Genomic DNA, 17349 nt, shown 5'->3' with positions numbered 1-17349 from the left:
CAACACCATGGACATGCTTGGCGGACTGACAGCTTCTGAATTTCTGCGGGACTACTGGCAGAAGAAGCCGCTGGTTATCCGTCAGGCATTTCCCGGCTTCCGGTGTCCGGTCAGTCCGGACGAACTGGCCGGGCTAGCCTGTGAGGAAGCAGTAGAATCTCGCATCGTGATCGAGAACGATGCCGGTAAACCCTGGCAACTGCACAACGGTCCTTTCAACCCGGACCGCTTCAGTGACTTGCCGGAACAGGACTGGACCTTACTGGTTCAGGGCCTGGACCACTGGGTACCGGAGATTGCCGACCTGCTCGACAACTTCCGCTTCATTCCCAACTGGCGTCTGGATGACATCATGGCCAGCTACGCCCCGAAAGGTGGCAGCGTTGGCCCCCACTACGACATGTATGATGTCTTCCTGCTGCAGGCTCAGGGCCACCGGCGCTGGACGTTCGGCGGCCACTGTGACCATACCTCGCCGAGAGTAGAAGGCACCCCACTGCGTATCCTGAGCAGCTGGGATGGCGAGGAAACCGTCACCCTGGCCCCGGGTGACATGCTGTACCTGCCCCCGGGTATCGGCCACCACGGAGTAGCGGAAGACGACTGCATCACCCTGTCGGTTGGTTTTCGCGCTCCGACCATCGATGACATTCTCACCAGCTTTACCGATTTTCTCAGCCAGAAAGAAAAAGCTGCTGAGCACCTGGACGACCCGGACCTTCGAGTACAGGACAACCCCGGCACCATCGGCCCGGAAGTGATCAACCGCCTGGATACTGTCATCCGTGAGCAACTGGGCGATCGCCGAAACCTGGCCCTGTGGTTCGGCCAGTTCGCCACCGCCCCCAAGAGCATGGATATCGTGGTGCCGGCGGATGAACCCGCAGAAGCAGAAGATCTTGCTGAAGCCATCCGCACCGGCGAGCAACTGCGCTGGAATGAGGGTTCCCGCTTCGCCTATCATGAACTGGACAGTGAAACTGCCCTGTTTGTGGATGGCGAGCAATACCTCCTGAAAGGCGATGCCCGGCCACTGGCATCGCTGCTCTGTGCCGGCGCCCGGATCAACATGGGCGCTCTGGTAGAATTCGCCGGCGACGAGGCCTTGCTTGGCCTGCTCACGAACCTATACAACCAGGGCTCGGTGTACTTTGAGTAAGCCATGAATCTGAGATTCCGAAAATACAGCTGGCAACTGGCGCCATCATCCATCAGGGACATCCGCCAACGGGTGTTTATTGAGGAACAGAAAGTGCCGCCAGAGCTGGAGTGGGACGACACCGACGAGATTGCTGACCATTACCTGGCCGTGGATGACAGCAACACCCCAGTGGCTACCGCTCGCCTGTTCTCCACGCTTGAAGAGACCGGTTATATCGGTCGTATGGCGGTGTTGCCGCAGTATCGTGGCCAGGGAGCTGGTGATGCCCTGCTCAGACACCTGCTGGCCGAATCCGCCGGTCGCTTCCAGGAACTGAAACTCTCCGCCCAGCAGCACGCCACCGGGTTCTACCAACGCTTCGGCTTTCACATCTGCTCGGATATCTATGATGACGCTGGCATTCCCCACCTGGATATGCGTTGCCTGGCTCCCACACTGGCCAGTCAGCCAGGTGATCAACGCGCGAAGCCACTGATTCTTGGCGAGGATTCCAAAAGCTGGCTGTTCGGCAATGAGAGCACCATGCTGGAATTGATGGACTCACTGGTAGCGCAAGCCGGCCAACGCATATGGTTGTATGACGACGTGCTTGATCACGGCCTCTATGACCGCTACCCGTTACGGGAACTGATCTCTGCGGTGGCTCGCCGGCACCGGCTTAGCGAAGTGCGCATCCTGATTCACGATGACAAGCCGTTGGTTAAACGCCGGCACCAACTGGTAGAGCTGATGCGACGGCTCACCAGCCGGATTGAACTACGGTTGGTCAACACCGATTATCCGATGGAAAACCAGCCGTTCCTGCTGGCAGACCGCGAGGGTGTACTGTACCGCCACGATTTCAATAAGCCCGAAGGCTTCGCCAATTTTGCCAACCCGGGCCGGGTCAAGCTCATGGAGGAAGCCTTCCAGCGCATGTGGGATGCTGGCCGGGGCTCGCTGGAACTTCGGGAACTACCGCTCTGAATGCAGCCCCGGGGTAGCCTGGGGCGACTCAAATCTGGCACCGAAGGGTGCAAACTCCTCGTCCACTTCTTCCGCCACCTCGGCAATCAGCTTGCGCAACCATTGATGATCGCTGTTGTGCTGCAGTAAGGGACTCCAGGCCATTTTCAGCTCGAACGGCGGAATCTCGAACGGTGGTACCTTCACCACAAGGTTCGGGTTGTCTTTCTGCAGCCAGGCCGCACGAGATGGCAGAGTGGCGATCAGGTCATGCTGCTCCGCCAGCAACATGGCCACCTGATAATGCCGGGTGAATACCGAGATCTGTCGCTTGCGCCCCATTCGCCCCAGGGCTTCGTCTACCCATCCCAACCTCTGGACATCCTTGGGGTTCACCCCCACGCCCACACCAAAACCGGTTTTACTGACCCAGATATGGCTGGCATCCAGGTAGGTATCCAGGGTAAACGGCTCTTTCAGAATGGGATTACGGGCATTCATCAGGCAGGCGAAATATTCTATCCACAGGGTTTTCTGGTGGAACGATTGAGGAATCTTGTCGAAACGGTTGATGGCCATATCCAGCCGGCCCTGCTCCACATCCAGAAAGCTCACGTCGCTGGGGGTCAGCACGTCCAGGGTAACGTGGGGCGCCTCCTGGCGAATCCGCCGCAATACCCTGGGCATCAGACAGGATTCCGCGTAGTCACTGGCCATAATACGGAATACCCGCTGGCTCTCCTGAGCTGCAAAGGGGGTTTTCTCCTGCACCGCCTGTTCAATGTCCGAGAGAATGCCGCGGACCAACGGCTGCAGTTCCCGGGCCCGCTCCGTGGCTGTCATGCCTTCACTGGTGCGCACCAGCAACGGGTCGCCAAACAGATCCCGTAACCGGCGCAAACCGTTGCTCATGGCCGGCTGGGTGATGCCCAGATGGTTTGCCGCCTTGGTGACATTGCGTTCACGCAGCAGAACGTCAAGATATACAAGCAGATTGAGGTCTACCCGGGAAATGTCCATGCAATAATCCTGGAAAACAGAGTGGCGGCACCGGTCTGGCCCACCCACACATTCACCAGACCAATATACAGGAATCAAAAAATTCATTAAATGAATGAAGCATTTCCCGTACTTACAACCGGAAACGGACGATTGCCCAGATTTCTGCTAGGCTTTCAGGGCGTTACCCAATAATATCTGACAATTAGAGGCGCGCCCGCAAAGGCGGTCCGTTCACTGTAATCCGGAGCCCTTACCGACACCATGGATACCACCACCATTGTGCTGCTGCTCGCGGCGATCGTCACCGTCTCACTGGTCATTATCGTTATCAGTCAGATGCGTGAAAAGGCGCGGATTGAGCGAGTTCGCAAGATGACCGCCCGGGAAGACGAATACAATCGCGCCTACCGCCTGTTCTCCGAGATTCCGGCCCAGTACCTGTCTCCCGATCTCAAGATACTGCTGCTCAAGCGCATGGAAGAATCCTGTCACGATCTGGCCGCGCTTAAGTCCGAGCAACCGGTCAGCGAATGGCTCGACACCATCAAACAGACCAGGAAACAGGTACTGGAGAACAATGATAACCGGGCATCGGTCAGAATCGACTCCCCGGAAAAAGCAACTTACGTCAAAGAGCTGCTGCAGAGCCTGTTCAAAATGATTGAGGCCATGCACAAAGCCGGTCGGCTCGACACCGCCAGTGCCAAAAAACATCTGAAGCATGTGCTGTTTCTGGTGCACAAGACCCACGCCGACCTGCACGTTTTCCAGGCCCGGGACCATATCCGGCAGAACCAGATCCGCAAGGCCATACACGCCTACCACCTGGCCAGCACGGAAATGGGTAAATCCAAAGATAATCCGCTGGCCATGAAAGCTGTCAAGAGTTTCAGAACACGCATCAAGGAGCTTGAAGCCAGTATGGCCGACGGCACCACACAAACCGAGAGCCACTCAAAGCTAGACCGGGAATGGGATAACTTCCTCCAGGATGATGGCACCTGGAAGAAAAAGGCTGATTACGACGACTGAGGAACACGCTTTACCCAATTGACCAGCCACAGGGACGACCATTCACCGTGTTAAAGAGCTTCCGGCACAGACTTTCCTACCGCCTTACCCGCGACACCGTACTGGTGGCCATGGCTCTTGGCCTGATTCTGAACCTGATTCAGGTCACCCTCGACTATTTCTCGGCGAAAGACGCCATGGAACAGGACATACGGGCACTGATCGAGATCAGCAACAGTCCGGCGTCCCAGATTGCCTACAACATCGACGTGAGGCTGGCCGAGGAACTGCTGGATGGTCTGTTACGCCACCCGGCGACCATAGATGCGCGGATTGTGGACAGTGATGGCCAGACCATGTCGGCCGCCAGCCAAAGCAGCCCGATCTCCCGATACCGCTGGATCAGCGACCTGCTGTTCGGTTCCAGCAGTGTCTTCAGCACAGAACTCCAGGTTCCCCAGTTACAGGACCTGCCATTGGGCCACCTGGTTGTCACCATCGATACCTGGCACTACGGCTGGCAGTTCCTGCAACGGGCAGTCAACACATTCGTCATTGGGCTGTTCAAGAGCCTGGTGCTGTCGGTTGCGCTGCTTGGCATTTTCTATTTCGTGCTGACCCGCCCCATGCTCAATGTGATTGAAGCATTGAGTCGTGTCAGGGCCAGCACCCCGGAAAAAGTCCGGCTGCCGGTGCCTGCCAACCATCGTTTTGACGAAATCGGCACCATGGTTGGCATCATTAACCAGCACCTTGAACACATGGAAGGCAGCGTGGCCCAATTGAGGGCAGCCGAAAGCGCCATGAAGAATTACTCCAGCCAGCTGGAGCAGGAAGTTGAAGATCGAACACGAGAGATCTCGGAAAAGAATCAAGCCCTGCAACGGGGTAATCGGGCGTTGGTTCGTGCCAAGGAAGACGCGGTGCGACGGGCCCGGGCCCGGGCCAACTTCCTGGCCAGCATGAGCCATGAGATCCGCACCCCCCTGAACGGGGTGCTGGGAATGCTCGGGCTGGCACTGGAAAGTGAACAGGACGCTGGCCAGAGAAACCGCCTGGAGATTGCCCTGAACGCCGGTGAGAGCCTGCTTGGCCTGCTTAACGACATTCTTGACATCTCCAAGGTCGAAGCCGGAAAACTCAATCTCGAGAATATTCCGTTCAGCGTCCGTGACCTGGTAGAGGAATGCTCAACTCTTCACGCCCAGCAAGCTCGCCGCAAACACATCAACCTGGTCAATGAAACCGACCCGATGTTACCCGAGCAGTTTCTGGGCGACCCGACGCGCACTCGCCAGATCCTCAATAATCTGCTCAGTAACGCGGTCAAGTTTACCGACGATGGCCATGTCAGGGTGCGCACCACCTATTCCGGTGGAAGCCTTCGCATGGAGGTTATCGATAGCGGCATAGGCATGTCCAAAGAAGGCTTGCACCGGATCTTCTCGCCGTTTTCGCAGGCCGACACCGACACCACCCGGCTGTATGGCGGCACCGGTCTTGGCCTGACACTGTGCCGCCAACTGGTGGAACGTATGCACGGGCAGATACTGGTGGATTCCAGCGAGGGCGCCGGTACTCATTTCACCGTCACCCTGCCCCTGCCGGTACATGAACCCGCACACCCGACTCTGCCAGAAGCCGCTGCCACCCGGCTGTGCGAGACTGGTGTCGCCATGGCCATACCGCAGGATCACCCGCACCGGCTGGCAATTGAATCACAACTGCGGGCCTGGGCTATCCCGGTCAGAAGCGCCAGCCGTCACCCCAACGGTATCTTGCTGGTGGCCGCCGAGCCTGGCGACGAAGAGGGCAAGGCCTTTGCCAATGACTGGCAGGGAATGGGCGTTATCCTGGCAGACGGCACTGGCTCAATCAGTTCCGGCCGTCCCGGTCAGTTTATTCTGCCGCTGCCGCTCAGACGCACCGAACTCTACCACTGCCTCTGCGCCGCCGCAGGATTGCCGGACAGCGGCAGTTCAGAACCGCTGGATCAATCAACCAGGGCTGCGAGAACCGAGAACCAACTCACCCTGCTGCTGGTCGAGGATAATCAGGTCAATCAGCTGGTGGCCAGCAGCCTGCTGAAAAAGCTGGGCCATCGGGTAGACCATGCAGAGAACGGCCAGAGAGCATTGGAGGCGTTGCAAAAGCGCCATTACGACCTGGTTCTTATGGATTGCCAGATGCCCGTTATGGATGGTTACGAGGCAACCCGGGCCATCAGGCGCAACCCGGAATGGCAAAACTTGCCGATTATTGCGGTGACCGCCAATGTTATGCAGGGTGATCGGGAGGATTGCCTGGAAGCCGGAATGAACGATTACATCACCAAACCCTACAAGCGTGAGGAGCTCAGGGCCGTTATCAATCGCTGGGCCCCGAACGCTCCAGAACCTCAAGCAGACTTCTGAGTTCCTGCCGAAGGGCGACCAACCGCTCCGGTGCCACATCCAGGCCGCACATCAATTGCCCTGGCACCCCGCGAGCCTGTTCCCGCAACCGCCAGCCGTCGCCTGTCAGGCTAAGGCGGACAACCCGCTCATCGCTTGCCTGCCGGCGCCGGATGAGCAGACCACGCTCCTCCAGCCGCTTCAAAAGCGGCGTGAGAGTGCCACTGTCCAGGCGCAACCGGGCGCCTATATCCGATACCCGGGCGGCCTCACCAACCGGACCATGCTCCCAGAGAGCCAGCATCACCAGATACTGCGGATAGGTCAGTCCCAGCTCCACCAGCACGGGTCGATACCGCGCTGTGACGGCCCGATTGAGGGCATAGAGGGCAAAGCAGATCTGGTTATCGAGCGCCAGCATCTGATCATCACCGTTCATTTCAGAGCAGCTTCTCGATATCAGCACGAATGTCAGCGGGTTTCGCTGTGGGGGCGTAACGGCGGATAACCTGCCCGTCGCGGTTGACCAAAAACTTGGTAAAGTTCCACTTTACCTTCTCCGACCCCATCAGGCCCTTGGCTTCACTCTTCAAAAACTGGAACAGCGGATGCGCGCCATCACCGTTCACGTCAATCTTGGCAAACATCGGAAAGCTGACGCCATAGTTCAGGGAGCAGAACTGACTGATGGCATCCTCGTTTGCCGGATCCTGATTCATGAACTGGTTACAGGGAAAGCCCAACACCTCGAATCCCCGGTCACCGAGTTCCTCATGCAGCGCTTGCAAGCCCTCAAACTGAGGTGTGAAGCCACACTTTGACGCGGTGTTCACAATCAGCAAGACCTTTCCCTTGTAATCCGCCATGGAGGCTTCATTGCCCTTAATGTCACGAACACTGAAATCGTAAATGGATTCGCCAGACATACGTTTACTCCTGTCGAGGATTTGCGTGAATTTACATTGTGCACAATTTAATTTGGCAAAGCCACACTTCGAACAGGCTCAACGGGCCAGAGATCCAGAGTTCACTTTCAAAAACCGCCGCAAACTATCCGTATTTGGCCACAATTCAACACATTTGCCCCTGTTGCCCCGGGGCTCCCCTCCGCTAGAATAGGATGCTTCCGTTTACCGGAACCTCTTTCAGACTGTTTGTTAAGGACGCCAGCGACCCATGCAGAACTATTTCAAATCCGCCAAGCTCGACAATGTGTGCTATGAAATTCGTGGCGTGGTTCTGCGTGAGGCGCGTCGCCTTGAAGAAGAAGGCCATCGGGTTCTCAAACTCAACATTGGCAACCCGGCGGCGTTTGAGCTGGACGTGCCGGAAGAAATCCAGCAAGACGTTATCTACAACATGCATCAGGCCCAGGGATACGTGGAGTCCAAGGGGCTTTTCTCTGCCCGTAAGGCCGTGATGCATTACTGCCAGCAACGGGGCATTGCCAAGGTCGACATCGATGACATTTTCCTGGGCAACGGCGTTAGCGAGCTGATCGTCATGTCCATGCAGGCACTGCTGAACACCGGCGATGAAGTGTTGATTCCAGCACCGGATTACCCGCTTTGGACCGCCGCTGTGACCCTCTCCAGCGGCAAGCCGGTGCATTACCGGTGCGATGAGCAACAGGGCTGGTTCCCGGACATTGATGACATCAAGAAAAAGATCACCCGTCGCACCCGGGCCATTGTGCTGATCAACCCCAACAACCCCACCGGTGCGGTGTATTCGGAAGAGCTGTTGCAGCAGGTCATCGAGCTGGCCCGGCAGAACAACCTGATCATCCTGTCGGACGAGATCTATGACAAGATCCTGTATGACGGCACCCAGCACACTTCCATTGCCTCACTGGCTGACGACGTGCTGTTCTTCACCTACAACGGGCTGTCGAAGAACTACCGGGCCGCCGGCTACCGATCTGGCTGGATGATCATCAGTGGTGCCAAACACCGGGCCCGGGACCTGATCGAGGGTATCGAGATGCTCTCCAATATGCGCCTTTGCGCCAACGTACCGGCGCAGTTGGCCATCCAGACGTCTCTGGGTGGCTATCAGTCCATCAACGATCTGGTGGCACCTGGCGGCCGGCTGTATGAACAGCGGGAAACCGCCTGGCGCATGCTCAATGACATTCCAGGCGTCAGCTGTGTCAAACCCCAGGGCGCCCTGTACCTGTTCCCGAGACTGGACCCCAAGCACTTCCCGGTGGTCAACGATGAAAAACTGGTGCTCGACTTGCTGCTGCAGGAGAAAATCCTGCTGGTTCAGGGTTCCGCCTTCAACATTGATGACAAACAGCACCTGCGGGTGGTTTTCCTCCCCCGGGAAGATACCCTGGCAGACGCCATGGGCCGCTTGGGCAATTTCCTGGAGCATTACCGCCAGTAACCGGAGCTGATATGGCCGACATACATGTCGAGGAGTTCTACAAGGACGTCGCTATTGCGCTGATCCAGCTTTATGCTGCGTTCCCGAGAAGGATCAACCTGTTCGTGGAAGACATCGCCGGGCCAGACGAGCCGGATGAATTCGGCCTGCACAGTAAACGGCACATGGCCTGCTTTGGCGCGCTCCTGTGGCTTTCCGAAGAAGGCCTGTTGCGCTACGTTGACACCATTCGGCAGGAAGCCCTGGACCAGGCCGTTCTGACCCGCGAGGCGTTTGTGCGACTGAGCGCCCCGGCGCCCCAGGCGTTGATACGGGAGCTGAATGCCTCCAGCGCTGAAGCGGAACTCCCGCCCTCCGTACAAAAGGATCTCTCAACCTATATCCACCTGCTGAGATCGGCCCTCAAGAGTGGCAGTTCCAGCCGAATCAGCCTGGCGGTTCAGTCCTCCTTCTTCATTGATACCGGCGCAGGGCGAGTGCATTAAATCCAGGTAAGACTCTTGAAGGAGTGAACCCGGACCACATATATCGGTCAGACAGGCAACCAGTTTCAGGGATCGTTAACACGGGAATAGACTATGCGGATTTTGTTGTTTCTGGCCACCAACCTGGCGGTCATCCTGGTCGCAAGTTTTACCTTGCGCCTGCTGGGCGTTGACAGCTACCTGGCCCAACAGGGCATCAATTACGGCTCGCTCCTGGCGTTTGCTGCCATATTCGGCTTTGCGGGTGCCATCGTCTCGCTGCTGATTTCCAAACCCATGGCCAAGTGGAGTACCAAGGCCCGGGTTATCGACTCGCCCAGAACCCCGGCCGAGCGCTGGCTGGTGGACACCGTGGCAGAGCTGTCAAAGAAAGCGGGCATTGGCATGCCCGAGGTGGCTATTTTCCCCGCCTCCCAGTCCAATGCTTTTGCCACCGGCTGGAACAAGAATGACTCGCTGGTAGCCGTCAGCGAAGGGCTGCTGCACCGCTTCAACAAGGATGAAATCCGGGCCGTACTGGGCCATGAAATTGGTCATGTGGCCAATGGTGATATGGTCACGCTTGCGCTGATTCAGGGTGTGGTGAACACCTTTGTGATTTTCGCGTCCCGGGTCATCGGCTCCTTCGTTGACCGGGTGGTGTTCAAGAACGAAAATGGCCATGGCATTGGCTTTTTCGTGGTCAGCATCGCGGCCGAGATTGTCCTTGGCATACTGGCCAGCACCATTGTGTTCTGGTTCTCCCGCCGCCGGGAGTTCCGGGCCGATATTGCAGGGGCTCAGCTTGCCGGTACCGGAGCGATGATCAGCGCTCTGGCTCGCCTGAAGCAGGAAAGTGAAGTGCCGGATCAAATGCCCGATACCCTCCAGGCCTTCGGCATTAATCGCGGCGCCCGGGCCGGCCTGGCAGCCTTGTTCATGACTCACCCGCCACTGGAAGATCGCATCGCAGCTCTGCAGAACGCCAGGGTGTGACAGAAAACAAAAGGGGGGCGCTATCGGCGCCCCCCCCCTTTGCCTGTGCAATCAGGTAATGTTAATCAGATCTTGAGTTTGCAGCCCAGCGCACGGAAACCGTCCTGGAGCGATTTACTGGTCCCTTTGAGCTGAATCTTCAGGCTGGAGCACTCCCGGCGCACCGGATAGTCCCGGCGCAGGCGGTCAAACGCCACAGCCCGTTGCTCCGGATTTCCCCGCATGGCCAGTCTCAACCTGGCGTCATCCCGCCTTGGGTCATAACAGACCCGCAGTGCCGTACGAATGGCCTCATCTTCCTCGGCGGAACTGGTAAACGAGACTTTGCTGACCGCTGGTTCAGGTAAAAACTGGCCTGCTTTCTTGCGTATGGGCAGGCCCAGGAACTGACACAGCGCCCGATAAACCATTTCCGTGCCCTGCATCTTGCCTTCCAGGCTGTACCCGGCAATATGGGGCGTCGCGAGCCATACCTTGTCCACAAGATCGGGACGTATCCCAGGCTCATGCTCCCAGACATCCAGGGCCACCAGCGGTGCATCAGCCTGTTCCAGTCTGCGCATCAAGGCCTCGGAATCAACTACCTCTCCCCTACCACCGTTGATCAGCAGTTGATCGGCGCCGATCAAAGCCAGCTCCGGGTCAGACACCATGTGCCAGGTGGCGTGGGGCTGATGGCGGGTTAATGGCGTATGCAGGGTAACCACGTCACACTCCAGCGCCTCAGCCAGACTGACAAAAGGCGGCTCAGCACCGGGTTCCCGTTCCTGCCTCGGCGGGTCACACAGGCGCACCTCAAAACCAAGGCGCTCCAGGCATTGAGCCAGCTGACCACCGACATTACCAACGCCAACGATACCAACCGTCAGGGATGTCCAATCGTCCAGCCCCCGTCGCTCAGCAAACAGCGATACCACCGACAACACGTATTCGGCCACACTGGTGGCGTTGCATCCGGGGGCGGCGGCAAAGCCGATACCCCTCGCCTGCAACCACTCCAGGTCAATATGGTCTGTGCCAATGGTCGCAGTACCCACAAAACGAACCCGGCTGCCTTCAAGCAACTCCCGGTTAACACGGGTCACCGAACGAACCAGCAGGATATCCGCATCCTGCACCTGCTCACGACTCAGTGTTCGCCCTGTAACCCGGCGTATTTCTCCAATATCACCGAAGAACGCGTCCAGTAAAGGAATGTTCTCGTCCGCAACGATCAGCATAACCTGGTCTCCATCACCCTAAATCGCCCTGTACCAACGCGACTCAGTTGCGCCGGGGCCGCGAACCGCCGCGCCCTGCCGGCCCGCGGCCGCTCTGGGGGCGGCGGCCACCGCGCTTGCGAGTGATCGGCGGGTTATCCATGGTAGCCATCAGATCTTCGTCTGGCACCGCGGTTTTCAGCTTCTGGCTGATGTACTTCTCGATCTCCGGCAAGGCAAAAGAGTCGTCTTCCCCGGCAAAGCTGACGGAAACACCGGTCTTGCCTGCCCGTCCGGTACGACCAATCCGGTGTACGTAATCTTCGGCGTTCTCAGGCAGGTTGTAATTGAATACGTGGGTGACGCCATTCACGTGAATGCCCCGACCTGCCACATCGGTGGCCACCAGCACCTGGATCTGCCCCTTCTTGAACTGATCCAGGGTTTTCAAGCGTTTGTTCTGGGCGATCTCACCCGACATCAGGGACACTTTCACGCCCTGATTTTTCAGATCCTCCTCAAGATCCCGGCACTGGTCACGACGATTGGCAAACACAATGGCCTTCTCGACTTCCGGACGTTTGAGGTAGTTCACCAGTACCGGCAGTTTGTCGTCGTCAGACACCAGATACACGGTCTGCTCTACCCGCTCGGCGGTCTTCTGCTCCGGCTCAATCTCCACAAACTCTGCGTTTTGGGTCCACATAGACGCCAGGTTCAGAACGTCCTGGTTGAAGGTGGCGCTAAACAGCAGGGTTTGGCGATCTTCCTTGCCGGTGCACTTGCGGATAATACGTTTGACGTCGGGGATGAACCCCATATCCAGCATGCGGTCTGCTTCATCCAGAATCAGGATGTCGATCTGGTCCAGAAACACGTCCTGGGAGCCCAGGAAGTCGATCAGCCGGCCCGGGGTCGCCACCAGAATGTCAACTATTTCGTTCTGCAACTGCTCGCGCTGCTTGTCGTAGTTCATTCCACCAACTACCGTGACCACATTGTGACCGGTGTACTGGCAGAGCTGCTCTGCGTCCTTGGCAATCTGCATGGCCAGTTCCCGGGTAGGAGCAAGGGCGAGCACCCGAGGCTCGGAGGAAAACCGGTCTTTTTCGTCCACCGGCGTTTCCAACAGCGTCTGTATAGCGGTAATCAGAAACGCCGCGGTTTTACCGGTACCGGTCTGGGCCTGGCCGATGAGATCTTCACAGGCCAGGGTCCAGGGCAGGGTTTCTGCCTGAATGGGCGTGCAGTATTCAAATCCGATTTTACTGATGGCATCCAGCAGACGCTTGTCCAGATTCAGATCACTGAAGCGTAAGTCGCCGGTAGGTTTTGGGTCAGATGTCATAGAGGTTCTGTTGTCCTTGATTGGTCGTGTTCGGTTGCCATGGGCGCCAAACGGCGCTTTTCCTGGTTCCAGTGATGCTGGACCCTGTCGGCAGTCCCGTAGAAAGACTTTAGCGTATCGAAAAATTGCTGAGCCCTTGATGGCAGGCCATGAGCAAGATATTGGGAGGCCTGCAGGCGCACGTTCTGGCGGAAGCCTCGCTCATTGGCCGCGCCGCTGCCGGCAAGGTTATCAACGCTGATATGAAAGCGAGAGCCGGCCGCCAGGGAAAACAGCCATTCAACGGCCTGAGGCTTGACCTCCACCTGCTCGAATGCCTGCTGTTGTTCAAGGCTGCGACCATCCGGACAATACCAGTATCCGTAATCGTGCAACGTGCGCCGATGCTCACCGGCTATACACCAATGGGCAATCTCGTGGAGGGCACTGGCAAAGAAACCGTGGGCAAACACTACCCGGGCAAGTCCGTCTGGCTCGCTGGCAGGCAGGTACTCCGGTTCGTCACTGCCCCTGACCAGAATGGTCCGGAAGGATTCCCGGAACAGGTCGTTGAACAGCATGATAAGATCGTCTGGATTGTGATTCATCGGTTGGCTATTGTGCGACTTTAATGCAGGCAATACCAGAGGGAACTTTGCCACAGCGTTGATGTCACTGGCAGCAAGGCAAAATCCCCGCCCGCAACTTATTTGACAACCCAGGATAACGACGCATTCATGACAGCTATTCCGGACTCCCCGCAATTACTGCGCCGTGCTCTCGCTCCGACAGTGGCCCTGCTGGCCTTGATGTTTGCCCTGCTCCCCGCATCCGCCCTGGCCTTTGGCAGCTCAGGCAGCTCTCTGTTTGGCGGCAGCAGCAATGGTTTCCTGCCGGTAGACGAAGCTCTGCCCTTCAGCCACAGCACAGATGGCGACAGCGTTGTCCTGTCCTGGGATATTGCCCCGGAACACTATCTTTATAAAAGCCGCATCCAGATCACCCCGATCACCGAAGGCGTCGGCATAGGCGAGCCGGAATTTTCACTGCCCGGCACGCTGACCGAAGATGAATACTTTGGTGAGATGATGGTGTTCTTTGACCCGGTCGAAGTCCGGGTCCCTGTCGTCCTTCCGGAAGGCATGCAGGAAGCGGAACTGCAGGTGACCTATCAGGGCTGCGCCAAAGCGGGCCTGTGTTATCCCCCTCAGACTCGTGACGTTCTGTACTATCCGGGTAAAGGTGATAGTCAGGACAGCAGCTCCACAACCGCTTCAGGCGGCGGTTCCAGTGGCAACGCATTCAATACTGCGGATAACACCTCATCGGCAACCGGCCTGGCAGGATTCCTGTCCAGCCAATCGATCTGGATGATCGCCGGGGTATTCTTCCTGCTGGGGCTGGGGCTGACGTTCACCCCGTGCGTCTTGCCCATGGTACCGATCATTTCTACCATGGTCTCCGGCCACAACACCCGCACGACCGGCCACGCACTTCTGCTGTCCGGCAGCTACGTGCTGGGCATGGCGCTTACCTACGCCGCCGCGGGTGTGATTACCGGGCTGCTGGGAGCCAGTTTCAATCTGCAAGCACAACTCCAGTCTCCCTGGGTACTCGGCGTGTTCGCTGCGCTATTCGTAATATTTGCACTTGCCATGTTTGATCTGTTCGAAATCCAGTTACCCCGGTTTATCCGGGAGTCGCTGAACGATGCCAGCCAGAAACTCACCGGTACCCGGGTGGTCAGCATTTTCGGTGTTGGCTCGCTGTCTGCATTGATTGTATCGCCCTGTGTTTCGGCCCCCCTGGCAGGCAGCCTGCTGTACATTTCGACTACCCAGGACGCCGTCATCGGTGGCGTTGCCCTGCTTGCACTGGGGCTGGGTATGGGGGTGCCGCTGATACTTGTTGCCGTTGGTGGCCGCAAGCTGCTGCCCACCTCGGGCCAGTGGATGACAACGGTAAAGCACTTTTACGGCGTAATGCTGCTGGCTGTGGCCATCTGGCTTGTGGAGCGTATGGTGCCGGCCTGGGCAGGCCTGACCATGTGGGGCCTGCTGATCGCTATCACCGGCGTTCAACTGGGCGCCTTTGATGCTGCAAGGGCCGGCTGGCAGCGGACCCGCAAGGGCCTCGGCCTGGTAATGTTCGCCTATGGCCTGGCGCTTCTTGCGGGCGCTGTCGGCGGTGCAAATGATCCTCTGAAACCGCTGGCGCCTTTCACCGCTTCCGCGGGCCAGGCCCAGGGCGGTGGTTCCAGCCATGCGGCCTTCCAGCGCGTCGAAGATCCGCAGCAGATTCGCGCCATGTTGGCCGATGCCCGCGCCAACCAACAACCTGTCGTGCTCGACTTCTACGCAGACTGGTGTGTGTCGTGCAAGGTCATGGAGCGGAATGTGTTCAGCGATCAGGACGTGATCCAGGCCCTGGCACCCTACACTCTGCTGCAGATTGATATGACCGACAATACTCGCGCGCAACAGGCCCTGCTGGATGAGCTGGGCCTGTTCGGGCCACCGGCGATTCTGTTCTATCGAACGAGCGGAGAAGAACTTCAGGAAGCAAGAGTACTGGGGGAAATGAACCGCCGCCAGTTCCTGGAGCACCTTGACAAGGTGGCCCGAGAGAGCTGAGTGGTCTGCTCAGCTCTCACAACGGCGAATCAGGAAATGGAATTCCTCGTCCAATTCCTGTTGACTCAGCAGCTCGTGTCCCAGGAACTGACAAAAACGGGGAATATCACGTGTGGTGGATGGATCTGTCGCGACAACGCGTAAGACTTCCCCCACCTCCACGTCGTTAATCCGGGTATGCAGCATCATTACCGGTTCCGGGCAGAACAGCCCTCGAGCGTCCAGCTCGGCTTTAAACTCCAGGGTTGTCACAACAGCCACCTCCAGTTCTCGTGATTTTCAGAATCCGGTGCTAAATTATTGTTTACAGCAACGAAAATAAAGGACCAATTGCATGATTCGGGTTTTGATTGAACGACACATCGCAGAATCTCTGGAAGCCGCCTATGAGGAGCGTTCCCGTATGGTACTGCAACAGGCCGTGAGCACACCCGGTTTTATTTCAGGTGAAACGCTGGTCGACAGCCATGACCCGAACCACCGTATCACCCTTGCCAACTGGCGCTCCGAAGCAGACTGGGATCGTTGGTACCACTCCCTGGAACGGCGTGAGCTGATGGCAGAACTGGTGCCCATGATGGACCGTGACGAAGTCATCACCGTTCTTGAACAAAGCCCCATGCCCTGAGCGCCCAGTTCAGTCCAGGCGCTCGATAAAACAGGTAATTTCCTCTCGATCGTGATACAGGTGGCGGGCCCGTATGTGGCAATTCAGGCCCGCCTCCTCAAGGCCGCGCACCAGTATGTCCTGGCACACCAACCACTCGTCGTAACGCTTCTTCATCGGTAGCTTCAGGTTGAATACCGTATAGCGGCACAGCCTGTCTGCCAGCCAGTCCACCGCCATCCGGGCGGTGCGGCGCGGTTTGTCGACAATGTCACACACCATCCAGTCAACCGCGCGCTTCGGGCGCCAGGCATAGCCATCGGCTTCAATGTGCTCAACATGGCCGCTGGCCATCAGCTCCGGATTCATCGGGCCGTTATCAACGGCCGTCACCATCATGCCTTGATTTACCAACTGCCAGGTCCAGCCGCCAGGGGCAGCCCCCAGGTCCACAGCTTTCTTACCGCCACCAAGGTAGTCGAGCCAGCGATCCTCGGGCAAAAACACCTTCCAGGCTTCCTCCAATTTCAGCGCCGAACGGCTCGGTGCCGATGCCGGCAACCTCAGCCTCGGCACGCCCCCGGGGAACGGCGACCGGTTACCAACAAGGCTGTAACCAACCACGGCGGTGCCAAAGTCTGCTAGCAGTATTTCCAGGCGTTCCCTGGCTTGTGCGCCCGCGGATTGCTGCAGCAACCCTGCGCCCCGCAAGCCCTTGGATAACGGCGCCACCCACTTCCGGGAAAAGTTGCCGAGGTCCCGGTCATCATTATTCTCCGGCAAACGCACCTCTAACCGGGCACAGGCGGCACCTGTCCAGCCCTGGTCTCGCAGAAACCCGACCACAGCCCCAACCCGATCCTGCGCTGGCAACACGCAATCGCCCAGGATAACGAACCAGTCCCGTGTAAACACCAGTTCGTATAACGGCAGACGGCCCATCAATTGCTCCGGGCTATCTTCACTGCCAATGGTGAAGCGAACCAACCCGCTGTTGCGGACCGGCTGAAAATAGCCAAACACGCCCCTCAGGGCGGCTTGGTCCGTTAGTTCCTGGCCCGCTTCGGCTTCGAATCCGGGGCGGCACACCAGCATAACCTGTTGCATCTATCACCTTTTTAATCACAATTGTCAGGAATCTGACACCCTGACAAATAAGAAACTTGAACCTGTTTAACAGCAGGGATTGTTCACTATGGCTACACTTCCGCCTTCATTC

The 17349-nt window shown here is 57.8% G+C and carries 17 protein-coding genes; 9 read left to right on the top strand and 8 right to left on the bottom strand.

Annotated elements, in window-relative coordinates:
- The first annotated feature begins 7 nt into the window (after positions 1–7).
- Both ACNSOI_RS08605 and ACNSOI_RS08600 read left to right on the top strand, forming a co-directional pair.
- Entirely contained in the window at positions 8–1159 is a 1152-nt protein-coding gene (locus ACNSOI_RS08605; RefSeq protein WP_420195583.1) for a JmjC domain-containing protein, read from the top strand.
- 3 nt (positions 1160–1162) lie between these two features.
- Positions 1163–2128, top strand: coding sequence for a GNAT family N-acetyltransferase (locus tag ACNSOI_RS08600; protein WP_420195582.1), 966 nt, complete (start codon positions 1163–1165; stop codon positions 2126–2128).
- Here ACNSOI_RS08600 and ACNSOI_RS08595 read toward each other — a convergent pair.
- Positions 2117–3127, bottom strand: coding sequence for a LysR family transcriptional regulator (locus tag ACNSOI_RS08595; protein WP_058089869.1), 1011 nt, complete (start codon positions 3125–3127; stop codon positions 2117–2119). The genes ACNSOI_RS08600 and ACNSOI_RS08595 overlap by 12 nt on opposite strands.
- Before the next feature lie 243 nt (positions 3128–3370).
- Between ACNSOI_RS08595 and ACNSOI_RS08590 the strand changes: the two genes are divergently transcribed.
- Both ACNSOI_RS08590 and ACNSOI_RS08585 read left to right on the top strand, forming a co-directional pair.
- Positions 3371–4141 carry a hypothetical protein gene (locus ACNSOI_RS08590; protein WP_420195581.1) on the top strand — a complete coding sequence of 257 codons (771 nt, stop codon included), beginning with the start codon at positions 3371–3373 and terminating at the stop codon, positions 4139–4141.
- A gap of 110 nt (positions 4142–4251) precedes the next feature.
- Positions 4252–6534, top strand: coding sequence for an ATP-binding protein (locus ACNSOI_RS08585; protein ID WP_420195713.1), 2283 nt, complete (start codon positions 4252–4254; stop codon positions 6532–6534).
- Here ACNSOI_RS08585 and ACNSOI_RS08580 read toward each other — a convergent pair.
- Positions 6488–6952, bottom strand: coding sequence for a MarR family winged helix-turn-helix transcriptional regulator (locus ACNSOI_RS08580; protein WP_420195580.1), 465 nt, complete (start codon positions 6950–6952; stop codon positions 6488–6490). The genes ACNSOI_RS08585 and ACNSOI_RS08580 overlap by 47 nt on opposite strands.
- A gap of 1 nt (position 6953) precedes the next feature.
- The gene (locus tag ACNSOI_RS08575) at positions 6954–7439 is read right to left on the bottom strand and encodes a glutathione peroxidase (protein WP_420195579.1); all 486 of its coding nucleotides are present in this window, start codon (positions 7437–7439) and stop codon (positions 6954–6956) included.
- A 250-nt stretch (positions 7440–7689) separates the two neighbouring features.
- Between ACNSOI_RS08575 and ACNSOI_RS08570 the strand changes: the two genes are divergently transcribed.
- The 3 genes from ACNSOI_RS08570 to htpX all read left to right on the top strand — a co-directional run bounded on the left by ACNSOI_RS08570 (position 7690) and on the right by htpX (position 10364).
- Positions 7690–8904, top strand: a complete 1215-nt coding sequence (locus tag ACNSOI_RS08570; RefSeq protein WP_420195578.1) for a pyridoxal phosphate-dependent aminotransferase — start codon at positions 7690–7692, stop codon at positions 8902–8904.
- Positions 8905–8915: 11 nt separating this feature from the next.
- Positions 8916–9389, top strand: a complete 474-nt coding sequence (locus ACNSOI_RS08565; RefSeq protein WP_286255177.1) for a hypothetical protein — start codon at positions 8916–8918, stop codon at positions 9387–9389.
- Positions 9390–9482: 93 nt separating this feature from the next.
- Positions 9483–10364, top strand: a complete 882-nt coding sequence (gene htpX, locus ACNSOI_RS08560) for a protease HtpX (RefSeq protein WP_420195577.1) — start codon at positions 9483–9485, stop codon at positions 10362–10364.
- Positions 10365–10429: 65 nt separating this feature from the next.
- Here htpX and pdxB read toward each other — a convergent pair whose 3' ends face one another.
- Genes pdxB through ACNSOI_RS08545 form a run of 3 tightly spaced genes read right to left on the bottom strand, consistent with a single transcriptional unit; the run spans position 10430 to position 13498 of the window.
- Complete coding sequence (pdxB, locus tag ACNSOI_RS08555; RefSeq protein ID WP_138436417.1) at positions 10430–11584, bottom strand: 4-phosphoerythronate dehydrogenase PdxB; 1155 nt, start codon at positions 11582–11584, stop codon at positions 10430–10432.
- Positions 11585–11627: 43 nt separating this feature from the next.
- Positions 11628–12911: a DEAD/DEAH box helicase gene (locus ACNSOI_RS08550; RefSeq protein ID WP_420195576.1), complete on the bottom strand. Its 1284-nt coding sequence runs from the start codon at positions 12909–12911 to the stop codon at positions 11628–11630.
- Positions 12908–13498, bottom strand: a complete 591-nt coding sequence (locus ACNSOI_RS08545; RefSeq protein WP_420195575.1) for an elongation factor P hydroxylase — start codon at positions 13496–13498, stop codon at positions 12908–12910. The genes ACNSOI_RS08550 and ACNSOI_RS08545 overlap by 4 nt, the downstream gene beginning before the upstream one ends.
- 129 nt (positions 13499–13627) lie before the next feature.
- On the opposite strand from ACNSOI_RS08545, the gene dsbD reads away from it, so the two are divergent.
- A complete protein-coding gene (dsbD, locus tag ACNSOI_RS08540; RefSeq protein ID WP_420195574.1) occupies positions 13628–15523 on the top strand; it encodes a protein-disulfide reductase DsbD in 1896 nt (631 codons plus the stop codon).
- 9 nt (positions 15524–15532) lie between these two features.
- Here the strand turns inward: dsbD and tusA are convergent, their stop codons facing one another.
- Positions 15533–15775, bottom strand: coding sequence for a sulfurtransferase TusA (gene tusA, locus ACNSOI_RS08535; RefSeq protein ID WP_420195573.1), 243 nt, complete (start codon positions 15773–15775; stop codon positions 15533–15535).
- Positions 15776–15857: 82 nt separating this feature from the next.
- On the opposite strand from tusA, the gene ACNSOI_RS08530 reads away from it, so the two are divergent.
- The gene (locus ACNSOI_RS08530) at positions 15858–16151 is read left to right on the top strand and encodes an antibiotic biosynthesis monooxygenase family protein (protein ID WP_420195572.1); all 294 of its coding nucleotides are present in this window, start codon (positions 15858–15860) and stop codon (positions 16149–16151) included.
- A gap of 9 nt (positions 16152–16160) precedes the next feature.
- On the opposite strand, the gene rlmM is transcribed toward ACNSOI_RS08530, so the two are convergent.
- A complete protein-coding gene (gene rlmM / locus ACNSOI_RS08525) occupies positions 16161–17237 on the bottom strand; it encodes a 23S rRNA (cytidine(2498)-2'-O)-methyltransferase RlmM (RefSeq protein ID WP_420195571.1) in 1077 nt (358 codons plus the stop codon).
- Between the last annotated feature and the right edge of the window lie 112 nt (positions 17238–17349).

Origin of the sequence: Marinobacter sp. GH_1 (assembly GCF_048595985.1) — a bacterium.
Classification (GTDB): Bacteria; Pseudomonadota; Gammaproteobacteria; order Pseudomonadales; family Oleiphilaceae; genus Marinobacter; species Marinobacter shengliensis.
This window is presented reverse-complemented; position numbering and strand designations above follow the sequence as displayed.